Source organism: Maricaulis sp. (assembly GCF_034670125.1).
Lineage (GTDB): Bacteria > Pseudomonadota > Alphaproteobacteria > Caulobacterales > Maricaulaceae > Maricaulis.
Genome location: NZ_JAXMOC010000007.1, coordinates 99,937 through 120,806, shown reverse-complemented (window position 1 = coordinate 120,806; position 20,870 = coordinate 99,937). Strand labels below are relative to the sequence as shown.

Annotated in this window: 23 protein-coding genes; 9 read left to right on the top strand and 14 right to left on the bottom strand. The window is 63.9% G+C overall.

Translation table 11 applies throughout. From position 1 onward, the window contains the following. The 10 genes from VOI18_RS12860 to VOI18_RS12815 all read right to left on the bottom strand — a co-directional run. The coding region (locus tag VOI18_RS12860; RefSeq protein ID WP_323762822.1) for a calcium-binding protein at window positions 1-1,351 on the bottom strand (1,351 nt) is incomplete at its 3' end. A 314-nt stretch (window positions 1,352-1,665) separates the two neighbouring features. Further along, entirely contained in the window at window positions 1,666-2,943 is a 1,278-nt protein-coding gene (gene serS / locus VOI18_RS12855) for a serine--tRNA ligase (protein WP_323762821.1), read from the bottom strand. 70 nt (window positions 2,944-3,013) lie between these two features. Then, window positions 3,014-3,838, bottom strand: coding sequence for a twin-arginine translocase subunit TatC (gene tatC / locus VOI18_RS12850; RefSeq protein ID WP_323762820.1), 825 nt, complete (start codon window positions 3,836-3,838; stop codon window positions 3,014-3,016). A gap of 8 nt (window positions 3,839-3,846) precedes the next feature. Then, the gene (tatB, locus tag VOI18_RS12845; RefSeq protein WP_323762819.1) at window positions 3,847-4,338 is read right to left on the bottom strand and encodes a Sec-independent protein translocase protein TatB; all 492 of its coding nucleotides are present in this window, start codon (window positions 4,336-4,338) and stop codon (window positions 3,847-3,849) included. Between the two features lie 3 nt (window positions 4,339-4,341). Beyond that, on the bottom strand, window positions 4,342-4,569 hold the full coding sequence (locus VOI18_RS12840) for a twin-arginine translocase TatA/TatE family subunit (protein WP_323762818.1): 228 nt from the start codon (window positions 4,567-4,569) through the stop codon (window positions 4,342-4,344). Between the two features lie 117 nt (window positions 4,570-4,686). Continuing rightward, entirely contained in the window at window positions 4,687-5,496 is an 810-nt protein-coding gene (gene scpB, locus VOI18_RS12835) for an SMC-Scp complex subunit ScpB (protein ID WP_323762817.1), read from the bottom strand. Then, entirely contained in the window at window positions 5,489-6,304 is an 816-nt protein-coding gene (locus tag VOI18_RS12830) for a ScpA family protein (RefSeq protein ID WP_323762816.1), read from the bottom strand. Before VOI18_RS12830 ends, scpB begins: the two co-directional genes overlap by 8 nt. An 81-nt stretch (window positions 6,305-6,385) precedes the next feature. Further along, entirely contained in the window at window positions 6,386-7,402 is a 1,017-nt protein-coding gene (gene nagZ, locus VOI18_RS12825) for a beta-N-acetylhexosaminidase (protein WP_323762815.1), read from the bottom strand. Beyond that, window positions 7,399-8,232 carry an SPOR domain-containing protein gene (locus VOI18_RS12820; protein ID WP_323762814.1) on the bottom strand — a complete coding sequence of 278 codons (834 nt, stop codon included), beginning with the start codon at window positions 8,230-8,232 and terminating at the stop codon, window positions 7,399-7,401. Before VOI18_RS12820 ends, nagZ begins: the two co-directional genes overlap by 4 nt. Before the next feature lie 97 nt (window positions 8,233-8,329). Next, a complete protein-coding gene (locus VOI18_RS12815) occupies window positions 8,330-9,520 on the bottom strand; it encodes a deoxyguanosinetriphosphate triphosphohydrolase (protein ID WP_323762813.1) in 1,191 nt (396 codons plus the stop codon). Window positions 9,521-9,615: 95 nt separating this feature from the next. Here VOI18_RS12815 and erpA point away from each other — a divergent pair, with 95 nt between their 5' ends. Genes erpA through VOI18_RS12800 form a run of 3 tightly spaced genes read left to right on the top strand, consistent with a single transcriptional unit; the run spans window position 9,616 to window position 11,037 of the window. Continuing rightward, window positions 9,616-9,945, top strand: a complete 330-nt coding sequence (gene erpA, locus VOI18_RS12810; protein ID WP_323762812.1) for an iron-sulfur cluster insertion protein ErpA — start codon at window positions 9,616-9,618, stop codon at window positions 9,943-9,945. Window positions 9,946-10,005: 60 nt separating this feature from the next. Continuing rightward, entirely contained in the window at window positions 10,006-10,353 is a 348-nt protein-coding gene (locus VOI18_RS12805; protein ID WP_323762811.1) for a DUF1428 domain-containing protein, read from the top strand. A gap of 6 nt (window positions 10,354-10,359) precedes the next feature. Continuing rightward, a complete protein-coding gene (locus tag VOI18_RS12800; RefSeq protein ID WP_323762810.1) occupies window positions 10,360-11,037 on the top strand; it encodes a nitroreductase in 678 nt (225 codons plus the stop codon). Here the strand turns inward: VOI18_RS12800 and VOI18_RS12795 are convergent. Beyond that, entirely contained in the window at window positions 11,034-11,576 is a 543-nt protein-coding gene (locus VOI18_RS12795; protein ID WP_323762809.1) for a hypothetical protein, read from the bottom strand. The genes VOI18_RS12800 and VOI18_RS12795 overlap by 4 nt on opposite strands. 82 nt (window positions 11,577-11,658) lie before the next feature. Here VOI18_RS12795 and VOI18_RS12790 point away from each other — a divergent pair, with 82 nt between their 5' ends. The 5 genes from VOI18_RS12790 (at window position 11,659) to VOI18_RS12770 (ending at window position 15,018) form a co-directional block, all read left to right on the top strand. Then, window positions 11,659-12,447 carry an exodeoxyribonuclease III gene (locus VOI18_RS12790; RefSeq protein ID WP_323762808.1) on the top strand — a complete coding sequence of 263 codons (789 nt, stop codon included), beginning with the start codon at window positions 11,659-11,661 and terminating at the stop codon, window positions 12,445-12,447. Window positions 12,448-12,642: 195 nt separating this feature from the next. Continuing rightward, window positions 12,643-12,921, top strand: a complete 279-nt coding sequence (locus VOI18_RS12785) for a hypothetical protein (RefSeq protein WP_323762807.1) — start codon at window positions 12,643-12,645, stop codon at window positions 12,919-12,921. A gap of 1 nt (window position 12,922) precedes the next feature. Further along, window positions 12,923-13,714: a DUF2145 domain-containing protein gene (locus VOI18_RS12780; RefSeq protein WP_323762806.1), complete on the top strand. Its 792-nt coding sequence runs from the start codon at window positions 12,923-12,925 to the stop codon at window positions 13,712-13,714. Between the two features lie 126 nt (window positions 13,715-13,840). Then, complete coding sequence (locus VOI18_RS12775) at window positions 13,841-14,194, top strand: hypothetical protein (protein WP_323762805.1); 354 nt, start codon at window positions 13,841-13,843, stop codon at window positions 14,192-14,194. Then, window positions 14,191-15,018 carry a DUF2145 domain-containing protein gene (locus tag VOI18_RS12770; protein WP_323762804.1) on the top strand — a complete coding sequence of 276 codons (828 nt, stop codon included), beginning with the start codon at window positions 14,191-14,193 and terminating at the stop codon, window positions 15,016-15,018. The genes VOI18_RS12775 and VOI18_RS12770 overlap by 4 nt, the downstream gene beginning before the upstream one ends. A 22-nt stretch (window positions 15,019-15,040) precedes the next feature. Here VOI18_RS12770 and selD read toward each other — a convergent pair whose 3' ends face one another. Next, the gene (selD, locus tag VOI18_RS12765; protein WP_323762803.1) at window positions 15,041-16,090 is read right to left on the bottom strand and encodes a selenide, water dikinase SelD; all 1,050 of its coding nucleotides are present in this window, start codon (window positions 16,088-16,090) and stop codon (window positions 15,041-15,043) included. A gap of 33 nt (window positions 16,091-16,123) precedes the next feature. Between selD and mnmH the strand changes: the two genes are divergently transcribed. Beyond that, window positions 16,124-17,200, top strand: coding sequence for a tRNA 2-selenouridine(34) synthase MnmH (gene mnmH, locus VOI18_RS12760; protein ID WP_323762802.1), 1,077 nt, complete (start codon window positions 16,124-16,126; stop codon window positions 17,198-17,200). Here the strand turns inward: mnmH and VOI18_RS12755 are convergent, their stop codons facing one another. Together VOI18_RS12755 and VOI18_RS12750 are read right to left on the bottom strand one after the other, a co-directional pair. Continuing rightward, window positions 17,201-18,175, bottom strand: a complete 975-nt coding sequence (locus tag VOI18_RS12755; RefSeq protein WP_323762801.1) for a DUF3137 domain-containing protein — start codon at window positions 18,173-18,175, stop codon at window positions 17,201-17,203. Further along, window positions 18,175-20,847, bottom strand: a complete 2,673-nt coding sequence (locus VOI18_RS12750; RefSeq protein ID WP_416374885.1) for a valine--tRNA ligase — start codon at window positions 20,845-20,847, stop codon at window positions 18,175-18,177. Before VOI18_RS12750 ends, VOI18_RS12755 begins: the two co-directional genes overlap by 1 nt. Window positions 20,848-20,870 lie beyond the last annotated feature (23 nt).

Sequence of the window (20,870 nt, the reverse complement as noted above, 5' to 3'; positions counted from 1 at the left end):
CGAAGGTCGGAAGGTCATTCGTGCCCTCAACCACGAAGGTCGCCGTGTTGGTCGTCAGACCACCATTATTGTCACCCACCACATAGGTGATGGTGACCGTCTCGGTCTCACCCGCCTGAAGGTCGGTAAACTGGTTCAGGTCCAGACGGACTGCGTCGTAATTGTTCGGATCAAGCCCCCAGCTGATCGTCCGGTCCGGATTGGACGACGACACAGACTGGATCTCATCGATACCGATCACGTCATTGGTGGCGGTGGCCAGCAGGTCCACGGAAATGAAGCCGTCATCCTCGCTTTGCGGGCCGAGATCGATCACGGTGATCACGGGCGAGTCATCGACGCCTGTGATCGTGACGGCGATCGTACCTGTGGCAGTGTCGGTGCCATCGGTGGCGGTAAAGGTCAGCAGCACCTCAACGCTCTCGCCTTCGGCCAGATCGTCGTAACCGGCGCCGGGTGTGAGCGACACCACGCCGCTGGCCGCGTCAAAACTGACCGTGCCGGCGAAATCCCCGGCGTCGACGGACTGGAGCGAAATCGTATCACCGTCGAAGTCAAAGGCACCCGCCAGGGCATTGACCGTCACGGCCACATCATTCTCACTGAACGTCGCGGCCTGATCTTCAACCATCGGGCCGTTATTGCGGCCATCCAGATAGACCGTTGCATCGTCAAAGCGGATGGCTTCAACGCCCTCCAGCGTGTCGCGTCCGTCCACACCCCGCACTTCAGCCTGGTTGCTGTCGCCGGTCACCCGGGCATCGCGGACGCTGCCGCCATAGACGAGCGTGTCCAGGCCCTGGCCACCCAAAATGGTGTCCCGGCCGGCGCCGCCCGACAATATGTCGTCGCCATTGCCGCCGATCAGCGTGTCACGCCCCGCGCCCCCCAGAAGGGTGTCATCGCCCTCGCCGCCAGCGAGAAAATCGCGGCCGGAACCGCCATCAATGATGTCATTGCCGTCGCCGCCGATCAGGGTGTCGCCGCCACCGTCGCCGCTGATCCGGTCATCGCCGCTGCCACCCAGGATGACGTCGCTGCCGCGACCGCCGGACATGACATCATCACCGCTACCGCCGAACAGGAGGTCATTGCCGCCATCGCCGCTGATATCATCATCGCCGGCACCGCCAAGGACGATGTCGCTACCGCCACCGCCCGAGATGACATCATCACCGCCGAGCCCCAGGATCAGGTCGTCGCCACCGCGCCCGTCAATCGTGTCATCACGACCGGTGCCGAACAGGATGTCGCTGCGGCGCGAGCCCTCAATGTCAAGGCCAGGATTGGCGGGTGCTGCCGCATTGGCAGCAGGCTGTCCGGATTGGCCATTGGAATTGTCGTTCGCCATGATCTTTCGTCGCCCGAGCGACGCCCCCGATTGTTAACGATGCGCTAACGCGAAATTATCGGCGAACGCTCGGGGAAAAGGTCGGCGACAACAATCGCCCATATGGGTGGTTCCGGTCCCGCAGCGTCAAAAGGATCCGGGCCCAAAACTGTAAACTATTATAAAATAAGAACATTATTGCCGCAACGCGAGCGCCATCACCGCCCAGAACGGTCGACGATATCGCGCGATTCACCCCCAAGGGGAATCGGCTTGGCCGCTTTGCCGTGCGAGGGGAAACGAACCCGTGACGACGGACGTCACGGGCGGCCTTGTCAGCCTTCGAGGCGCTCGAGACCACCCATGTACGGACGCAGCGCGACCGGGATGGTGATCGAACCGTCCTCATTCTGATGGTTTTCCAGCACCGCAACCAGGGCGCGCCCGACGGCAACACCGGAGCCATTGAGGGTGTGCAGGAACGCCGGGCGCTTTTCGCCGTCCTTGCGATAGCGGGCATCCATGCGACGGGCCTGGAAATCACCACAGGTCGAACAGGACGAGATCTCGCGATAGCAGTCCTGGCTGGGCATCCAGACCTCGAGATCAAAGGTCCGGCGGGCGGAAAAGCCCATATCGCCGGTACACAGCTTCATGACGCGATAGGGCAGTTCCAACAGCTGCAGCACCTTTTCGGCACATCCGGTCATGCGATCGAGTTCGGCGTCGCTGTCATCCGGTGCCACGATCGACACCATTTCCACCTTCTGGAACTGGTGGACCCGAATCATGCCGCGGGTATCGCGACCGGCCGAACCGGCCTCGGACCGGAAACACGGCGTGTAGGCCGTCATCCGCATCGGCAGGTCGGCTTCGGCATGGATCGTGTCGCGGGCAAGATTGGTAAGCGGGACCTCGGACGTCGGTATCAGCCAGCGGCCGTCGGTCGTCCGGAAGGAATCCTCGGTGAACTTCGGAAGCTGACCGGTCCCGAACATGGCTTCATCACGCACCAGATAGGGAGGACTGACCTCTTCATATCCATGCTCGCCGGTGTGCAGGTCGAGCATGAAGTGCGCCAGAGCCCGCTCCATCCGCGCCAGGCCACGGCGCAGGGCGACAAAGCGCGAGCCGGAAATTGCCGCCGCGCCCTTGAAGTCCATCTGGCCGAGGCCTTCGCCAAGATCGACGTGATCGCGCGGCGCAAAGCCCATCGACCGTGGCTCGCCCCAGCGGCGCACTTCCTCGTTGTCGTTCTCGTCCTCGCCTTGCGGGACATCGTCATGCGGCAGGTTGGGAAGGGCTGCAAGATGCTGGTTCAGGGTCTCGTCAAAATGACGGGCCTGCTGACCGGACTCCTCGAGCACGGTCTTGAGGCGGTCCACTTCGCCGCGCAGCCGATTGAATTCCGCGTCATCGCCGGTCGCCTTGGCCTTGCCGATCTGCTTGGACAGGGTATTGCGTTCCGTCTCCGCGTCCTGCTGGGTGCCCAGGGCTTCGCGGCGGGAGGCATCCAGTTCGATCAGGATCGCGGATTGCGGCGGCAGTCCACGCTTGGCCAGGCCAGCGTCGAAAGCGTCGGGATTGTCGCGGATGAACTTGATGTCGTGCATGGGACCGGTCCGGTTGGATTGAAATGACGTGGCCGGGCTATAGCCCCGCCCGCGCGCGCCGTAAACCGGATCAGTCCTCTTCCTCGTCGTCGACGGCCTCGACGGCTTCCTTGGATGGCTGCATCAGGTGCATGCCACCGATCGAGACGAAATAGAGCAACATCAACGCCCCGCCCAGCATGAGCTGGGAAATCGGATCCGGCGGAGTCGCAAAGGCCGCGAACAGGGCAATGCCGACCACGGCAAAGCGCCACCCCTTCAGCAAGGTCTGGGCCTTGAGGATACCGGCCTTGGCCAACAGCATCAGGAAGACCGGCATCTGGAAGGACAGGCCGAACACCAGCATCAGCGTGGTGATCAGGTTCATGTAGTCGGACACGTTCAGGAGAAGCTCGATCCGCGTCCCCGCCAGCTCCGCCGACGACTCCTGCCCCAGTGAGAAACGCATCACCATCGGCAGGACGAAGAAATAGACAAAGCTCACGCCCAACCCGAACAGGACCGGCGACATGGCCAGAAATGGCGCAAAGGCACCGCGCTCATTCTTGTAAAGGCCCGGCGCGACAAAGCCATAGATCTGCCACGCGATGACCGGGAAGGTGATGATGATGGCGCCGACCAGCGCCAGTTTCAGCCGGACAAAGAAGAATTCCAGCGGCGCGAAGAAATTCGCTGTCAGATCAAGCTCTTCAATCGGAATGCCCCGCACGATGGAGGCCGCATCCCGATAGGGCAGCAACAACCATTCATACAAGGTTGCGGAAACGACGAAGCAGGCAATGAAGCCGACCAGGAGAAAGCCCATGATAATCACGAGACGGGTGCGCAGCTCGATCAGATGATCGATCAAAGGGGCGCGGCTCGACTCGACTTCGTCCTGCTCGATTTCAGCCATGATGAGGATCAGCGTCCCTTGATCGTGTCGGCGGGTGCCGGCGAAGCGGTCGCCGCAGACGTCCGGTCAGGCGCATCGTCCGGGGTGTCGGCCCATTCATCCGGAGTGCCGCCGGTGTCGTCAGCAGCCCCGGCCTCGAGGGCGGCGAGCTTGGCGGCCTTGGCGGCGTCGGCAGCTGCCTGGTCTGCCGCCACATGCTTCAGCTTCAGGGCACGGATATCATCGTCCTGAACCGAGCGGGCGGTCTTGTCGAGTTCACCGTGGATCTGGTTGATGGGATTGGCCTGTTTGAGGGCCTCAATCTCACGACGCAGCTCGGACATCTCGGTCTCGCGGCCGATTTCCTCGAAACTGTTCTGGAAATCCTTCGCCATGGCGCGTGCCTGGGCCATCATCTGGCCGACCTTGCGCATCATGACCGGCAATTGCTGCGGCCCGACCACGACCAGTGCGAGGACCAGGACCACCAGCAATTCCGGCATGCCGATGCCGGGGCTCATCGCCTAGCTCCCGGTCTTTTCATCTTCGCGGGTCGCGGCGGTATCGAGTGAACCGGCCGCCGTGTCGGCTTCCGACGCCTCGCCCTCGCCTTCGTCATCTTTCAGCCCCTTGCGGAAGCTGGTGATGCCCTTGGCGAAATCGCCCATGACCGATGCGATCTTGCCGCGACCGCCAAACAGCAGGACTGCGAGAAGAACAACGAGAAGAATTTGCCACATGCCGGGAGCCATTTGCCCCTCCGTCTGAACCTTGCCAATTGGGTCTACTGCGTTTGCCGGGCCCCGTCCAACCCGTCAATCAGGCAACCCGTCAATCAGGATGGTCGGACCGCATCTGACATCATTGTGTCAGGCCGTTGTGTCCGGGTCATCCTCGCCATCCATGAAGTCAACATGGAAGGCATGAGCCTCTTCATCGCTGAGCGGGTCTTCCAGCAGGTCCGGCTCGACGCTGCGCGACGGGTCCGGAACCGAGAAATCGGGCGGCAGGCGCGCATCAAGCAGGCCGGCGGCCTTGAGGTCTGACATGCCGGGCAGGTCACCGATCGATTGCAGCGAGAAATACTCCATGAAGGCCTGCGTGGTGCCGTAGGTGACCGGTCGACCCGGCGTGCGGCGGCGGCCGCGCGGACGCACCCAGCGCAATTCGAACAACAGGTCGAGCGTACCACGTGACACGGCGACGCCCCGGATCTCCTCGATCTCGGCCCGCGTCACCGGCTGGTGATAGGCGATGATCGACAGGGTCTCCAGCGCCGCCTGGGACAGCTTGCGGGGCTCCTGTTTGACCTCCACCAGCACGTCGGCCAGATCCGGCGCGGTCTCGAAACGCCAACGCCCGCCCACTTCCGACAGGTGCACACCGCGCTCGGCATACTCTTCGCGCAGCTTGCCCAGCAGCTCCTGCACATTTGCTTCGATCGGCAGGCGACCGATCAGCGTCTCTTCGTCGAGGGGCTCCGCTGCCGCAAACAGCAGCGCCTCGAGAATGCGCAGATTGCGGCGCTCGGTGTTGACGGCAAGATGTACCCCCAGCGCGTCCGACGCTTCGGCATCGGCGGCGACATTGGGCCCTTGCCGGGCGGCGCGTTCACGCAGGGCCGAGATCGCACTGGTGATCGCATCGGCTGGTTCTTCGGTCGTAGTATCGTCAGTCATCTGTCGCGCCCTCTTCCCCGGAAAGCGACCGCACAAAGAGCGGTGCATAGGCTTCACGCTGACGCAATCGTGCATGGCCCTCCTTGGTGATTTCAAGTGCGGCCAACACGGAACTGGCCCGCACTGATCGCATCGGAGGTGGGTTGGCGCCCAGCTCCCCGGCTCCGGGAAGCAGGCTGTCCAGGTCCCGCCACTCACTGAGTTGTGGCATCAGTGTTTCAAGACGATCCCTTGCAGTTTCCAGGCCATAAACCTTGGGCGTTGGTGGCCGGTAAACGGACTTGGCCTGCTTCACCCGGCGGCTGGAATAGGCCGACAGCAGGTCGTGCAGATCGGCCTCATAAACCACCGATCGCGTCGCCCGGACGCCCTCGGGCATGCCGCGGGCATGAATGGTTGTGGCCAGCAAGGGCCGTGCGAACAGGGCATCGGCCGCAGCACGCATGGCCTCCAGCCGACGCAGCCGAAAGGCGAGCGCCGCCGCCAACACTTCAGCCGGCTGGTCGTCCTCGTCCTTTGGCGGTTTGGGCAGGAGGAGTTTCGATTTGAGAAAAGCCAGCCAGGCCGCCATCACCAGATAGTCGGCGGCCAGATCGAGGCGCTTCTTGCGCGCCGCTTCCATGAACAGCAGGTACTGGTCGGCGAGATCGAGAATGGAGATCCGGGCGAGGTCGATCTTGCGCTTGCGGGCCAGGGCGAGGAGCAGGTGAAGCGGTCCCCCGAATCCATCAAGGTCAACGACGAGTGCATCGGTCTCGGCGTTCTCGGCGGCTTCAAACCGCACGTCTTCCTCGAACTCCTCGCTCACTCCGCTTCCTCGCTACGGCCAATTCTGCCTACAGGCGAAATCCTCGTTCAGGTGGCTGTGCGGCTCAGGCCCCTTGCCGTCTCAGGCGGGCAGCCGATCCAGCCAGTCATTGAGCCGCGATTCGGCATCCTCCGGGTCAAAATCCTCAATCACATCGCGAACACGCTCGGCCGCCTCGGCCCGTTCCAGCGCCCGGCCGGTCAGGGCTGTCGTTCCTTCGGCGACCCCGATCATCTCGGACATCTGGCCATTGCAGTGCAAAAGCATGTCACACCCGGCCTTGAGCGACAGCTCGCCACGCTCGCGGAACGTGCCGGCCAGCGCCTTCATCGACAGGTCGTCGGTCATCAACAGGCCATCAAACCCGATCTCGCCGCGCACCACTTTGCCAATCATGTCGGACGACTGGGTGGCCGGCAGGTCCCGGTCGATATCGGCATAGACAATGTGGGCCGTCATCGCCATCGGCGCGTCGTTGAGCCCCTTGAAGGGAGCAAAATCCGTTTCCGACAGCAATCCATGCTCTTCCGGCACGACCGGCAGCTCCAGATGGCTGTCCGCCCGCGCCCGGCCATGCCCGGGAATATGCTTGATGATCGGCGCCACGCCGCCGGCCATCAATCCATCCATCGCGGCCCGACCCAGATGGATGATCGGTTCAGGCGTGGTGCCGAAGGCGCGGTCACCAATAATGTCGTCAGCACCCTCAATCCGCAGATCTGCGACCGGGGCACAATCGACATCGACACCGATGGTGCGCAGTTCATGGGCAAGCAGGCGATGATTGATACGGGTCGCTTCGATCGCCTGCTCCTCATCGATCTGCCACAGATCGGCAAAGCGCTGGGCCGCCGGCGCGTCACGCCAGGTCGGCGGTCGCAGGCGGGCAACACGGCCCCCTTCCTGATCGATCAGGATCGGCGCGTCGCGGCCCACACAATCGCGCAGCTCCAGTGTCAGACGGGAGACCTGGTTGATGCCCTCGATATTTCGGGCGAACAGAATGAAGCCCCACGGATCGATGTCGCGGAAAAAGGCTTTCTCGTCCGGGCTCAGCTTGGTGCCGGCCAGGCCATAGATCACGGAGGCGATGGTCATCGGCGCGCCACCAGGCAGTCCTGCCCACGGGTCTGCAAGCGGGAACAGAAACTCACCGCATCGCCGCGGTCCGAAAAGGCGGCGATGCGCAGGCGGTGATAGGTACCGCGACCTTCGATCTCGACGGAAGCCACGTCCGGCGCCATGCCGGCCGAGATATCGGCAAAGCGGGTGCGAAAGGCGACCCAGGCGGCCTCGGCATCGGCCTCGGTCCGGAAGGACGCGATCTGCACCACCCAGCTGCCAGACAGGTCCACGCCTGCAACGATACCGGCCTCGACCACCGGTTCCGGCGCCGTGTCGACCGGCGCGGGCTCGGGCTCAGGCTGACGGGCGGGACGTTGCGGTGCCTGGCGCGGGGTGGCATCGGGCAGGTTGTCGGTTTCGATCGGTGGATCCACAGCCTGCCGCCCGGCCGCAGCATCGGCATCGACCTGTTCGACGCGCAAGCCTGGCCGGCTGGCGTCATCGAGCGGCTCTTCCGGTGCCGGACGCAACGAGACCGTATCGTCGGCCGCGTCATCGCCGGTCAACCGGTCATAGACTTCCAGGTTGGTGTCGGGTGTTTCCTCGCCGCCCGGATCAGCCGGACGCTCGCGATAGGGTTCCTCATTGGGAACGAGACGCGGCGCACCATCGCGGCCACTGTCGCGAAGGCCCTGATTATAGGCACTCCAGACCACGCCGAGGAACAGGACGAACGCGGCCAGCGCTGTGGTCAGCAACAACAGACCCCGACGCGCATCCTCGTCGCGAGCATCAAAAGTGGCGAACTCGTCGGCGGGCGGTGCATAGGCCCCGATCCGGCTTTCCTCGTCTTGGTCTGTCATGGATCCCGGTTCTCACCCTTGCCCGGCGGCCGCGCGAATCGCGACAAGCCTCAACACAATAACATCGCGGTCGATAAGCCTTTACCGCGGCGACAGTCTAGAAATACCCCTGCACGGTGAAAAGCCGTCTGTGCTCTTCCACTGCAAAGCGATCTGTCATGCCGGCGATATAGTCACAGACCGCACGCGCCGTTTGCGCGGTTCCAGCCCCCGTCATGCCGGCCTGGACGTCGCTGGGCAGGACGCCAGGATTGCTCAGATAGAGGTCGAACAGGTCTCCGGTCACCCGGCGTGCCTGGCTCATCATCCGGTTGACCTTGTAGTGCCGGTACATGTGGGCGAAGAGATGGCGGCGCAGGGCGGCAAGATGCAAGACCATTTCCTCGGAGAAGGCCACGACCGGATGATCCAGCTCGCGCAGGGCCTGGGCGCTGTCAGGCCTGGCCCGGTCCAGCCGCTTGCCCGACTCCTCGAGCACATCCGCCACCATGACGCCGATCAGCTCGCGCACGGCTTCATGCACAATGATGGTCTGGGGCTTGTCCGGCCAACGGTCCCGGACCCGGCGAAAGATGTCGCCGACCAGCGGTAGTTCGAGCAGGGGTTCCATCTCCAGCAGGCCCGAGCTCAGCCCGTCATCAATGTCGTGATTATTGTAGGCGATATCATCTGCCAGCGCCGCGATCTGGGCCTCGAGGCCGGCATGGGTCTCGAACTCTAGGTCCCTCCAACCGTCATAATCGGTGAAGGCCCAGGGCAAATCCGCCTCGGACTGCCCCGGCCCCAGCAAGGGACCATTGTGCTTGACCACACCTTCCAAGGTTTCCCAGGTCAGGTTGAGGCCATCGAACTCCGGATAGCGCACTTCCAGCTTGGTGATCGCGCGCAGGGTCTGGGCATTGTGATCGAAGCCGCCGAAATCCTTCATCTTGAGGGCCAGCTCGCGCTCGCCTTCATGCCCGAAGGGTGGATGCCCCAGATCATGGGCCAGGGCCAGCGCCTCGGCCAGGTCCTCATCGCCGCGCAAGGCCCGCGCCAGCGTGCGGGCGATCTGTGACACTTCCAGGGAATGGGTCAGACGGGTGCGATAGAGATCGCCCTCATGGGCCACGAAAACCTGGGTCTTGCCCTTCAGCCGGCGGAAGGCTGCCGAGTGGATGACCCGGTCGCGATCGCGCTGGAAGGCATTGCGCATGGCACTGTCGGCCTGCGGAAAACGGCGCCCGCGTGATTGGGACGGATGGCAGGCATAAGGCGCACGGGTCCGGTCAGTCGCGGCAATGATCATGTCAGCGGGGCCTTTTATCCGCGCGGGGGGAGGTCCATATAAGACCAAGACCACATAATCCAAAGGCCGGACGGCCGACAGCATCAGGCAGACCCATGTCCGCAAACGTCACGCTCTCGGCCTCGGCCGCGAAACAGATCAATACCATCATCGCCGCACAGGCCGCAGCCGGCCTGTTGCGCATTGGCGTGGTCGGTGGTGGCTGCTCGGGATTTTCCTACACGTTTGATCTGGATGATGCGGTCAATGACGACGACATGATCATCGAGCGCGATGGCGCCAAGGTCGTCATCGACGAGGCCTCCCTGCCCTTCCTCGACGGGTCCGAGATCGACTATGTCGACGAACTGATCGGCGCGAGCTTCAAGATCCACAATCCCAACGCCACCGCCGCCTGCGGTTGCGGGACGAGTTTCTCGGTCTAGGCCTCGCGCCTCACCGGAAGCTGCCCTATCCTCTTCGCCAACAATCGGGAGGAGAACACAATGGCTTATGTTCAGGGGTATGTCGCAGCGGTTCCAGACGAGAATCGGGACGCCTTCATCGAGAGCAGCGTCGCCATGTGCGCGATGATGAAGGAATTTGGCGCCCTCCAGGCTGTCGATTGCTGGGGCGCCGATGTCCCTGATGGCGAGCTGACCTCATTCCCGAAAGCCGTGAAAAAGCAGGATGGCGAGACCGTCACCTTCTCGTGGGCCGTGTGGCCGGACAAGGCGACCGCGGACGCTGCCATGGAAAAGATGATGGCCGACCCACGCATGCAAGCCGACAGCATGCCTTTTGACGGGAAACGCCTCATTTTCGGGGGTTTCGACGCGCTTGGCGAGATCTGACGCCTGATGACCACGACATTTTCCGACATCGCCCGGCGCCGCATCTCCACGCGCGCCTTCCTCGACACGCCGGTCAGCGAAGACCAGGTCCGCGACATCCTCGACACGGCCCGCTGGGCCGCGTCTGGCGGCAATGTCCAGCCGTGGACCGTCCATGTCGTGACCGGCCAGGCGCGCCAACGCATCATCGACACGGTCCGCATGCGGCTCGAGGTGGACCCATTCGGTGACGAAAACGACTTCGGCGCCTACCCCAAATCACTCTGGGAACCCTTCCGGTCTCGCCGCCATGCTCTGGGTGAACAGATGTATGAGACAATGGGAATCGGACGCGACAACAAGGCGGCGCGGCTCAACCACCTGCTGAAGAATTTCGAGTTCTTCGGCGCTCCGGTCGGCCTGTTCTTCAGCCTCGACGCCCGCATGAACCCCAATCAATGGGGCCATCTGGGCATGTTCATCATGTGCGTCATGCTGGCCGCCGAGGAAAAGGGGCTGGCGACCTGCGCCCAGGAAGCCTGGATGACACGCTGGAAAACCGTCGGCGCCGCCCTCGGCCTGTCACCGGACGAGCGGATCTGGTGCGGCATGGCGCTGGGTCATGCCGACCCCGACGCGGCGGTCAACCTGCTGCGCTCGGAGCGGGCGGAGGTGGATGATTTTACGATGTTTCTTCGCGACTAATAAACGCCACCAGAAATCATCTCGTCAGCGTCCTGGCGCGAAATCCTCTGGAACTCGACCTCCATGACAACCGCACCATTTTCGCTCGTGACGACCGAATACCCGTCCGGCCCGGTGATCTCCATGACCGTCGAAAAGACCCGCTCCTCGCCATCCTGACCGCGATGCGTTTCGTCCGGGAACAGCACCCGGTCGCCATCCGGCGTCGCAGTGCCGTCCGACACGCCGCCGATGGAATTGTAATAGCGATAGGTGATCGCGCCCGCCTCGGCATCCCAATGGTAAAGCGTCTCGCCGCGATAGACCTCGCTGCCCTGCGGCACGGCGTGAACGTCGCGCAGATACTGGCCGCCATAGACCGGCTCATAGCAGTGCACGTCGAAGGTCTCGGAACCGGGAAACACGCCGGTCCAGCAGGACCCGGCCAGAAAGGCGAGTGGCATCAGCTCGTCGCGCAGGACAAGCGCTTCGTCTTGCGCCGGGCTGGCGGAACCCAGAACGAGGACCGCCGTGAACGCCGTCAAAACCTGTCTGTGCATCTGCCGCGCTCCGCTGTCTTTTCTCATCGCCGAAACGGGGTAGGCTGCGCGCTCAATCGCCAACCAAGACCCGTGATCCACCATGACCCTGACCGTTGCTTCCTGGAACGTCAATTCCGTCAAGGCCCGCCTGCCCAATGTGCTCGACTGGCTGAACGAAGCCAAGCCGGATGTCGCCTGCCTGCAGGAAATCAAGACAGTCGATGAAGGCTTTCCGCGACTGGAGATCGAGGCCCTCGGCTATAATATCGAGACCCACGGCCAGAAGTCCTACAATGGCGTCGCCATCCTCTCGAAACATCCCATCGAGGAGGTCCGCTGCGGCCTGCCCGGCGATGAGAGCGATGAGCAGGCGCGCTATATCGAAGCGGTGATCTCCGCCGAAACCGGACCGGTGCGTGTCGCCTCCATCTACCTGCCAAACGGCAATCCGGCACCCGGTCCGAAATACGACTACAAGCTCGCCTGGATGGAGCGCCTGCGCCTGCACGCGAAAAACCTGCTGGCTTTCGAGGAACCGCTCATCCTCGCCGGCGACTACAACTGCATCCCGCGTGACAGTGATTGTTGGGACATCGCCGAATGGGAGCGCGACGCGCTTGCTTTGCCCCGGACCCGCGCCGCCTTCCGGGCGCTGAAATGGCTCGGCCTGACCGAAGCCTTCGAACAGCTGGACGGGCGCGGTCACCAATACACTTTCTACGACTATCAGGCCGGCCGCTGGAACAAGGGTCACGGTATCCGCATCGACCATTTGCTGTGCTCGCCGCAAGCGGCTGACCGGCTGGACGGCATCGAGATCCACACCAGGACACGCGGCAAGGAAAAAGCCTCGGATCATATTCCGATCGTCGGGCGCTTTTCCCTTTGACCGGACACCGCGAACGACCTGCCGGCCAGGCCAAGCGGCCCGGATGACCGGCTGGTCCGCAAAAGACGTGCGGAGAAAACGGGACGGAAACGACCTGCCGAACATCACAAACTCGCGTGGTTCGCGATTTTCTCTCCAAAGGCGCGAGCCTTTCGTATAAGGTTTTGGAGGGGGACCAAACGACACGGACACATCATGCGAATAATCCTGATTTCGACATTCACTCTGGCCCTCTATGGCGGCGTGGCCCACGGCCAACAGGCGGCGACGCAACCTGCTGCCGAACGCGCCGAAGAATCTGACACCGCCTCGGTGTCCCAGCAGCGCCGCGGTCATGCCCGGGCGGCCCAGCGCCTGGCCCGGGCCCGGCACAGTTCCGACACGGCAGACGATCGCTCGCCCGCCCCGGCCGGCCTGCCCGTCTCGGAAACAGTCGTGAACCAGCCCACTCCCGACCCGGACCCGGATCGGTAGCATGCGCTTCGTGATCGCGTGTTGCCTGTTGATCGTCACCGCCGTCACCCCGGCGGGGGCCGATAGCGATGCGCGACCGGTTGACCATTTCACGCTGCGCCAGGCTGCGGACTTCTCCAAACAGGTCGAGCGCGAGCTGGCAGACCGGGGCGCCTATATCGCCCTCGTCTTCCGCTCCGGCCGACCCCGCGACGGGCTGCCGGACGGGGTGCGCTACACCCATGGTGCATTCTGGATCTATGGCCCGGTCACAGAGGCTGACGGATCGCAGGGTCACGGCTACGCGGTCTACAACCTCTATCATGGCGACGCCGATCCGACGGCGTCCTACCTGGCCCAGGACTGGCCGCTGGACTTCATGCGCGGCGATGCGATCGGCGAGGTCGGGGTGATCATTCCCAGCGCTGAAATGCAGATCCGACTGCTCGATGTGGTGGCCTCCGAGCAGTATGACCGGCTGCACCAGCCGGATTATTCCCTGCTCTCCAACCCGGCCGACCTGCGCTTTCAGAACTGCACCGAATTCCTCCTCGACGTGGTCGCGGCCGCGGCCTGGCTGACCGATGACCGCGAACGGATCAAGGTCAATCTCGACGCCTATTTCCTGCCGACCCAGATCCAGTTGGGTTGGTGGGGACGGGTGACCGCTGGCTGGTTCGACCCCAGACTGCGCCTGGAGGACCAGGGCAGTGGGCCGGTGAACATCGCCAGCTTCGCCTCGATCAGCGACTTCATGCTGACCTTCGATCTCGCCGACGAGAGCTTCGAAATCCAGGCGGACCATTCGGATTGAATGAGAACATGGGAGCGCATCGGGGCACGCCCAAAACGTGAATCTAATTTACGAACATCGTTCATTTACAATTCAGGGATGATCAGTGAGGGTGATATCGAACTGGAACCCGAATGGAGACACACCATGCGCACCCTGCCCCTCGCATCCTGCCTGCTGCTCGCAGCGACCCCGATGAGTTTCGCCGACAGCGGCAATCCGACCGCCCGGGCATCCGGCGAGAGTGCCGGCGCGTCTGTCGAGGCGACAGCCACATTGGCGTCAGCCGGCGTCACCGTGACCGGCGCGGCGGTGGTCGGCGTGACGGGATCGACCGCGGGCGTCCTGACCGGCAACCCGGACCTGGTCGAGAACAGTCTTGATTTTGCTGCAGGGATGGCCGCGGCGCCCTTCGGACCCGGCCCGCTCGAGGTGACCGACGCGATCATCATTGCCGATGACGCCCCGCTGGTCCCCTTCGACGCGGACGAGGCTCCATGAGGCATGCCCTCGCCGGCCTCCCGGCCCTGGTCCTGACCGGCTTTTTCACCCTGCCCGGCGCCGAAGCCGGGTCGGGCGCGCTGCCCATATCGCCCTTTGCGATCGAGGACACGGCGGACTTCTCCAAGCAGATCGAACGCGATCTGGCGGCGCGCGGAGCCCGCGTCGCCCTGGTCTTTCGCACCGGCCGGTATCGCGAAGACCTGCCGGACGGGGTGCGCTACACCCATGGCGCGTTCTGGGTCTGGTCCGAAATCGAGCTGGCGGACGGCACCCGCACACACGGCTATGCCGTCCATAACCTCTACCACCACGCCGACGAGACCCGGGTCTCCTATCTCGCCCAGGACTGGCCCCTCAATTTCACCCAAGGCGATGTGGTCGGCGAGGTCGGGGTGATCCTGCCCTCACCGGAAATGCAAAGACGGGTGTGGATGATGCTGGTCAGCGAAACCGACGAAGCCCTGCACCAGCCGGACTATTCCCTGCTCTCCAATCCCCACGACCCGCGCTACCAGAACTGCAATGAGTATCTGCTCGATGTGATCGCCGCGGCGGCTTGGGAAACCATGGATCGTGAGCAGATCAAGGCCAATCTCACCGCCTGGTTCGAACCGGCACCGATCCGTACCGGCCTGTTCGAGCGCCTGCTGGGGCCGTCGGTCGATGAACGCATACGGCTGGAGGACCAGCGCGGTACGATCCGTACGACGACCTATTCGGCCCTCGCCCGCTTTATGAGCGAGCACCGCCTGTCCAGTGAGGCTTATGAAATCCGCGCGGACTTCCTCGACGCCCGGCGCGCGTCGTTACCCGCCGGTTGACCCGCCAGTCCCGGACCTTGCCTCAGATCACACGGATTCCCTCACCGGCCTCGATGCGGCCGACCACGGCGGCATCGACATGTCCGGCTTGTTTGAAGTGCTCCAGCACGGCCTCGGCCCTTTCAGGTGTGCAGCTGACCAGCAGGCCGCCCGACGTCTGCGGATCGCACCACAACACCTCGTCCAGCGCCGCCCAGTCGGCGGGTGTCTCGACAGAATGGCCGACCGCGGCCCAGTTCCGGCCCGAGGCTCCGGTCTTCACGCCCTCGGCGGCCAGCATGCGGGCCTCCTGGAACACCGGCACCGCCGCACGGTCGATGACACCGCGAACCTTCGCCCCCTCGCACATTTCCGACAGGTGTCCGAGCAGGCCAAAACCGGTCACATCGGTCGCCGCATGCACACCGCCCAGCGCGGCGAGGCCGGCGCCCGGCGTGTTGAGGCGGGTCGTCGAAGCGACCATCTGCTGATAGCCGTCGGCGGAGAGCCGGTCCTGTTTCAGCGCTGCCGAGAACACCCCGATGCCGATCGGTTTGCCAAGGATGAGGACATCGCCCTCGCGAGCCCCCGCATTGCTCAGCAGGCGATCCGGATGCACCGTCCCCAATGCCACCAGGCCATAAATCGGTTCGGCCGCGTCAATGGAATGCCCCCCCGCCACCGGTGCCCCGGCAGCCTCGGCGACCGAACGCCCGCCGGCCAGGATGGCGCGGATCATTTCCGGCGGCAGCTTGCCGACCGGCATGCCGACCAGGGCAAGGCAGAAGATCGGTGTCGCCCCCATGGCATAGACGTCCGACAGGGCATTGGTCGCGGCGATCCTTCCGAACACGTCCGGGTCATCGACAATGGGTGTGAAGAAGTCCGTCGTCGCAACCAGCGCCGTCTCGTCATTGATCCGCCAGACCGCCGCGTCATCGCGGGTCGAGGCGTCGATGATCAACTCCTTGGGCAGCGCAAAGCCCGACGGCGCACCGAGAATCTCGCTCAGGACCGCCGGGTCCAGCTTGCAGCCGCAGCCGCCGCCATGGGCCAGCGAACTCAGCCGGATCGGTGTTGTGTCATCCATCATCCCGTACCTTGAGTTTTTGGCTAGTCTGCCCCGATGACCGGGATCGACACGCCGATGCAACGCATTGCCACCACTGATGACCTATCCGCGCGCGGATTGGAACGCTTTGATGCCATCATCGATGTGCGATCGCCGTCGGAATTTGCCGAGGACCACCTGCCGGGCGCCATCAATCTTCCTGTCCTTGACGATGAGGAGCGGGCCCGGGTGGGCACCCACTACACACAGGTCTCCGTCTTCGAGGCACGGCGCATGGGGGCGGCCATTGCTGCCCGCAACATCTCGCAGCACATCGCCACGGCCCTCGCCGACAAGGACAAGACGTTCAAGCCGCTGGTCTATTGCTGGCGCGGCGGCATGCGGTCCCAGTCGATGGCGACCATTCTGGCGGCGGTCGGCTGGAAAACGACGCTGGTCGATGGCGGCTACCGGACCTGGCGCCGCCAGGTCGTGGCGCAGCTGGACACCGAGACGCCACTACCGGTCGTCCTCATTGACGGCCAGACCGGGACCGCCAAGACCCGGCTCCTGCATGTGCTCGCCGAGCGGGGCGAACAGGTGATCGACCTGGAGGGCCTGGCCTGCCATCGCGGCTCGATCTTCGGCGATTTCTCCGACCACCCGCAGCCGGGCCAGAAGGCCTTCGAGACGGCTCTGTGGACGGAAATCCGGGATCTGGACCCAAGCCGTCCGGTCTATGTCGAGGCGGAAAGTCGCTCGGTCGGTCGGCTGCGTGTGCCACCGCGCCTGTGGCATGCCATGCAGGCGGCGCCGCGTCTGGAGGTCCGGGCCCCGATTGCCGAACGCGCCCGCTATCTGATGACGGCCTATCCGGATCTGCCGGATGATCCGGCCAAGCTTCTCGCCGCCATTGACGGCTTGCGCCGCTTTCATGCGCGCAGCGTGATCGATGATTGGCAGGAGCTGGCCCGGGCCGGCGACTGGGAGACCCTGGCAGCGGCGCTCGTGTCGACCCACTACGACCCGGCCTATGACCGCGCCCGCAAACGCGGTGACACAGCCGTGTCGCGCACCATCCTGGCAACCGACCGTCTGGACGACGCGGCGCTGAACGCGCTGGCAGACCGGCTCATCGACGCCGCGGTCTGATCAATCGCCGCCTTGCCGGGCCTCGTGCTCATTCAGCTGCGCCGGTGCGATCAGCAGGTCGACCAGGCCGGTTATGTGGTCGAGCTCGTCGACAATTTTCGAGAAACGCCCGGGATCGGTCAGCGGTTTCGACATGGAACCGACCTCGAACAGATTGCCGGTTTCCGCCGCGATCAGCAGCTCGCCCTGACCACTGTGCTCGTCGAAGGCCGCGCGTACATTCTTGCCCGCCAGACTGGTTTCCAGCGCCAGCAGACGCTCCATGAAGGACGGGGTCAGCATGTAGCGGGCCAGCACCTGATCGCTGCCATAGACCTCGAAAGCCTTCTCGAAAGTCGGATCAACCAGGCCGATCCGTTCCAGCTTTTTGCCGCCGAACGACCGCCCGAACGCCTGCAGGCCATTGAACCACCCCGCATCCCGCGTGATCACGGTCAGCCCCTCGACCTTGCGCGGAAAATTGATGCGGATGATGACGCCGCGAAAGACGGTGACGTAGTAGGTGCGCTTCTTCGACCGGCGTCGCTGTTCGAGATGCGCCTCGTAGAGCTCGAAGTCGCAGCCGTCGCGCTGGCCGGCGAAATGGTCCTCGAATTTCTGGCGGTCAGACCCCGGCAGCAGCCCATAGTCGCGCATCTCGCGGAACCGGACCGGAGCCGGTGGGCTGGCGCTGTAGGTCAGCCCCAGCGCGTCCGCGATGGTGGCGTTGAGCTCGGCCTTGATCCGCTTTGACAGCTTGCCGAGCTCATGACTGCCGACCATGAAACCGCCAACGGGTCCGATCACGAGCGCCATGATGACCGGTGGGAGCTCGAAGCCCTGCTGCACGAGCACCAGAGCCACGATCAGGCTGAGGACGATGCCGCCGGCCGTCCACGTCCAGCGGCGCTTCACAAAGCGCAGCCGGTCCGCCTCCAGCCCGGCCAGCCACGGCTCGAGCTTCTCTCGCCACAGCGCCTGGATGCGCGCGTCCATTACATCGCCTCGAGCCGGGCCAGGGCTTCGGCCATCTTGGCTTTCTGGCCGGCATAGTCGGTGAGTTTCTCACGTTGTTCGGCGACCACCTCGGCCGGGGCGTTGGCGACGAAGCGCTCATTGCCGAGCTTCTTTTCGAGCCGGCCGATCTCTCCGTCCAGCTTGGCGACTTCCTTGGTGAGCCGTTCTTTCTCGGCGCCGAAATCGATGACGCCTTCCAGTGGCAGGGCCAGCGTTGTGGTTCCGAGCACGGTCTGGGCAGAGGCTGGCGGTACCGCATCAGACAGATCGATCGCGGACAGACGCGCCATCCGCTTGATCAGGGCGTCATGCCGCCACAAGCGGGGGGCGACGACCTCGTCGACATCAACCGCGACCAGCGGCAGCTGGGCACCGGCGGGGATGTTCATTTCGGCGCGCAGGCGGCGGATATCGGTGACCAGATTGATCAGCCAGTCCATCTCGGCGGTGGCCTCGGCGTCCTGCAGCCCGTCGAGCTGTGGCCAGTCGGCGACGATCAGCTGGCTGGAGCGCTCACCCGTCTCGGCCCACAGCGCCTCGGTGACAAACGGCATGAAGGGGTGGAGCATTTTCAGGGCCTGATCGAGCACGAACGCCGTCGTCGCCCGTGTCTCGGCCTTGGCGGCCTCGTCCTCGCCATTGAAGAGCGGTTTGGCAAATTCCAGATGCCAGTCGCAGAACACGTTCCAGACGAAGCGGTAGGCGGCAGCGGCGGCATCGTTAAAGCGATAGGTGTCGAGCCCGGCATTGATCGCCTCGACCGCCTGGGCGGCCTCGGAGAGGATCCACTTGTTGACGGTCTGGGTGACGGTCTTCGGGTCATACCCCTCGGGCACGACACACTCATTCATCTCGGCAAAGCGCGCGGCATTCCACAGCTTGGTGCCGAAATTGCGATAGCCTTCAACGCGTTCCTTGGACATGCGGATATCGCGGCCCTGCCCGGCCTGGGCGGCCAAGGTGAAACGAACGGCGTCGGCACCGTACTCGTCGATCAGCTCGAGCGGGTCGATCACATTGCCCTTGGACTTGGACATCTTCTGGCCCTTCTCGTCACGGACGAGGGCGTGGATGTAGACGTCCTTGAAGGGGGCGACCTTCATGAAGTGCAGGCCCTGCATCATCATCCGGGCAACCCAGAAGAAGATGATGTCGAAGGCGGTGATCAGCACCGAGGTCGGGTAATAGCGCTCGACCATCTCCGGCGAGTCGTCCGGCCAGCCCAGCGTCGAGAAAGGCCAGAGCGCGGAGGAGAACCAGGTGTCGAGGACGTCGGGGTCCTGGGTCAGGGCCACATCCTTGCCATGCTTGGCGCGCGCCTGCTCGACTGCGTCCGCCTCACTTTCGGCGACAAAGACATTGCCGTCCTCATCATACCAGGCCGGAACCCGATGCCCCCACCACAGCTGGCGCGAGATGCACCAGGGCTGGATATTGCGCATCCACTCGAAATAGGTCTTTTCCCAGGTCTTGGGGTGGAAGGTGGTGCGGCCATCCTCGACGGCGGCGATGGCATCCTTGGCCAGCTCGCCGGCATTCACATACCACTGGTCCGTGAGCCAGGGCTCGATGACGACGCCGGAGCGATCGCCATAAGGCTGCTGGATGGTCTTGTCCTCGACCTCGCGGAGCAGGCCCAGCTCCTCCATCTTGGCGACGAGTTTCTTGCGCGCCTCGAACCGGTCCATGCCGCGCCATTCGGCCGGGATGCGATCAAGACCGCCGGTGCCATCATCCGCTGTCAGGAGGCGGGCCTCGCGGTCGAGGATGTTGACCTTGGGCAGGTCATGGCGCTTGCCGACCTCGAAATCGTTGAAGTCGTGCGCCGGGGTGATTTTCACGCAGCCGGTGCCCTGCTCGGGATCGGCGTGCTCGTCGGCGACGATCGGAATTTCCACATCAGCGATCGGCAGTTTGATCATCTTGCCGATCAGGTGCTGATAGCGCTCATCGTCCGGGTGGACGGCAACCGCGCTGTCGCCGAGCACGGTTTCCGGGCGCGTGGTCGCGACCACCAGCTCGCCGGAACCATCGGCCAGCGGATAGGCGAAATGCCAGAAATGGCCTTGTGTCTCCCGGTTCTCAACTTCGAGATCGGAGATGGCCGTCTGGAAGTGCGGATCCCAGTTCACCAGGCGCTTGTCGCGGTAGATCAGGCCCTGCTGGTGCAATTCCACAAAGACCTTGAGGACCGCCTTGGACAGGCCCTCATCCAGGGTGAAGCGCTCGCGTGACCAGTCGCAGGTGGCACCGAGGCGGCGCAGCTGCTGCATGATCGCGCCGCCGCTTTCCTCTTTCCATTCCCAGACCCGCTCGATGAAGGCGTCGCGGCCCATATCGGCGCGGGAGATATTGCCTTCCTGGGCCAGCTGGCGTTCGACCACCATCTGGGTGGCGATGCCGGCATGGTCGGTGCCCGGCTGCCACAGCACCGAACAGCCCAGCATGCGCTTGTAGCGGACCAGAACGTCCTGGAGCGTGTTGTTCAGCGCGTGGCCGATATGCAGGCGACCGGTGACGTTGGGCGGCGGAATGACGATCGAGAACGCCTCGGCCTTGTCGTCATCTTTTGGCTGGAAAGCCCCGCTGTCTTCCCAGGCCTGATAGATCCGGGTTTCCGCGTCATTCGGGTTGAAAGTCTTGTCCATGATGGTCCGCACAGCCTGTTCTGGCG

Coding starts and splice junctions, on each gene's coding strand:
- VOI18_RS12795 (WP_323762809.1), bottom strand. CDS start 11,576: ATGCACAGACAGGTTTTGACGGCGTTCACGGCGGTCCTCGTTCTGGGT.
- erpA (WP_323762812.1), top strand. CDS start 9,616: ATGTCCGCAAACGTCACGCTCTCGGCCTCGGCCGCGAAACAGATCAAT.
- mnmH (WP_323762802.1), top strand. CDS start 16,124: ATGACCGGGATCGACACGCCGATGCAACGCATTGCCACCACTGATGAC.
- VOI18_RS12790 (WP_323762808.1), top strand. CDS start 11,659: ATGACCCTGACCGTTGCTTCCTGGAACGTCAATTCCGTCAAGGCCCGC.
- VOI18_RS12805 (WP_323762811.1), top strand. CDS start 10,006: ATGGCTTATGTTCAGGGGTATGTCGCAGCGGTTCCAGACGAGAATCGG.
- selD (WP_323762803.1), bottom strand. CDS start 16,090: ATGATGGATGACACAACACCGATCCGGCTGAGTTCGCTGGCCCATGGC.
- VOI18_RS12785 (WP_323762807.1), top strand. CDS start 12,643: ATGCGAATAATCCTGATTTCGACATTCACTCTGGCCCTCTATGGCGGC.
- VOI18_RS12820 (WP_323762814.1), bottom strand. CDS start 8,232: ATGACAGACCAAGACGAGGAAAGCCGGATCGGGGCCTATGCACCGCCC.
- VOI18_RS12780 (WP_323762806.1), top strand. CDS start 12,923: ATGCGCTTCGTGATCGCGTGTTGCCTGTTGATCGTCACCGCCGTCACC.
- tatB (WP_323762819.1), bottom strand. CDS start 4,338: ATGAGCCCCGGCATCGGCATGCCGGAATTGCTGGTGGTCCTGGTCCTC.
- VOI18_RS12755 (WP_323762801.1), bottom strand. CDS start 18,175: ATGGACGCGCGCATCCAGGCGCTGTGGCGAGAGAAGCTCGAGCCGTGG.
- VOI18_RS12800 (WP_323762810.1), top strand. CDS start 10,360: ATGACCACGACATTTTCCGACATCGCCCGGCGCCGCATCTCCACGCGC.
- VOI18_RS12770 (WP_323762804.1), top strand. CDS start 14,191: ATGAGGCATGCCCTCGCCGGCCTCCCGGCCCTGGTCCTGACCGGCTTT.
- VOI18_RS12815 (WP_323762813.1), bottom strand. CDS start 9,520: ATGATCATTGCCGCGACTGACCGGACCCGTGCGCCTTATGCCTGCCAT.
- nagZ (WP_323762815.1), bottom strand. CDS start 7,402: ATGACCATCGCCTCCGTGATCTATGGCCTGGCCGGCACCAAGCTGAGC.
- VOI18_RS12775 (WP_323762805.1), top strand. CDS start 13,841: ATGCGCACCCTGCCCCTCGCATCCTGCCTGCTGCTCGCAGCGACCCCG.
- tatC (WP_323762820.1), bottom strand. CDS start 3,838: ATGGCTGAAATCGAGCAGGACGAAGTCGAGTCGAGCCGCGCCCCTTTG.
- scpB (WP_323762817.1), bottom strand. CDS start 5,496: ATGACTGACGATACTACGACCGAAGAACCAGCCGATGCGATCACCAGT.
- serS (WP_323762821.1), bottom strand. CDS start 2,943: ATGCACGACATCAAGTTCATCCGCGACAATCCCGACGCTTTCGACGCT.
- VOI18_RS12840 (WP_323762818.1), bottom strand. CDS start 4,569: ATGGCTCCCGGCATGTGGCAAATTCTTCTCGTTGTTCTTCTCGCAGTC.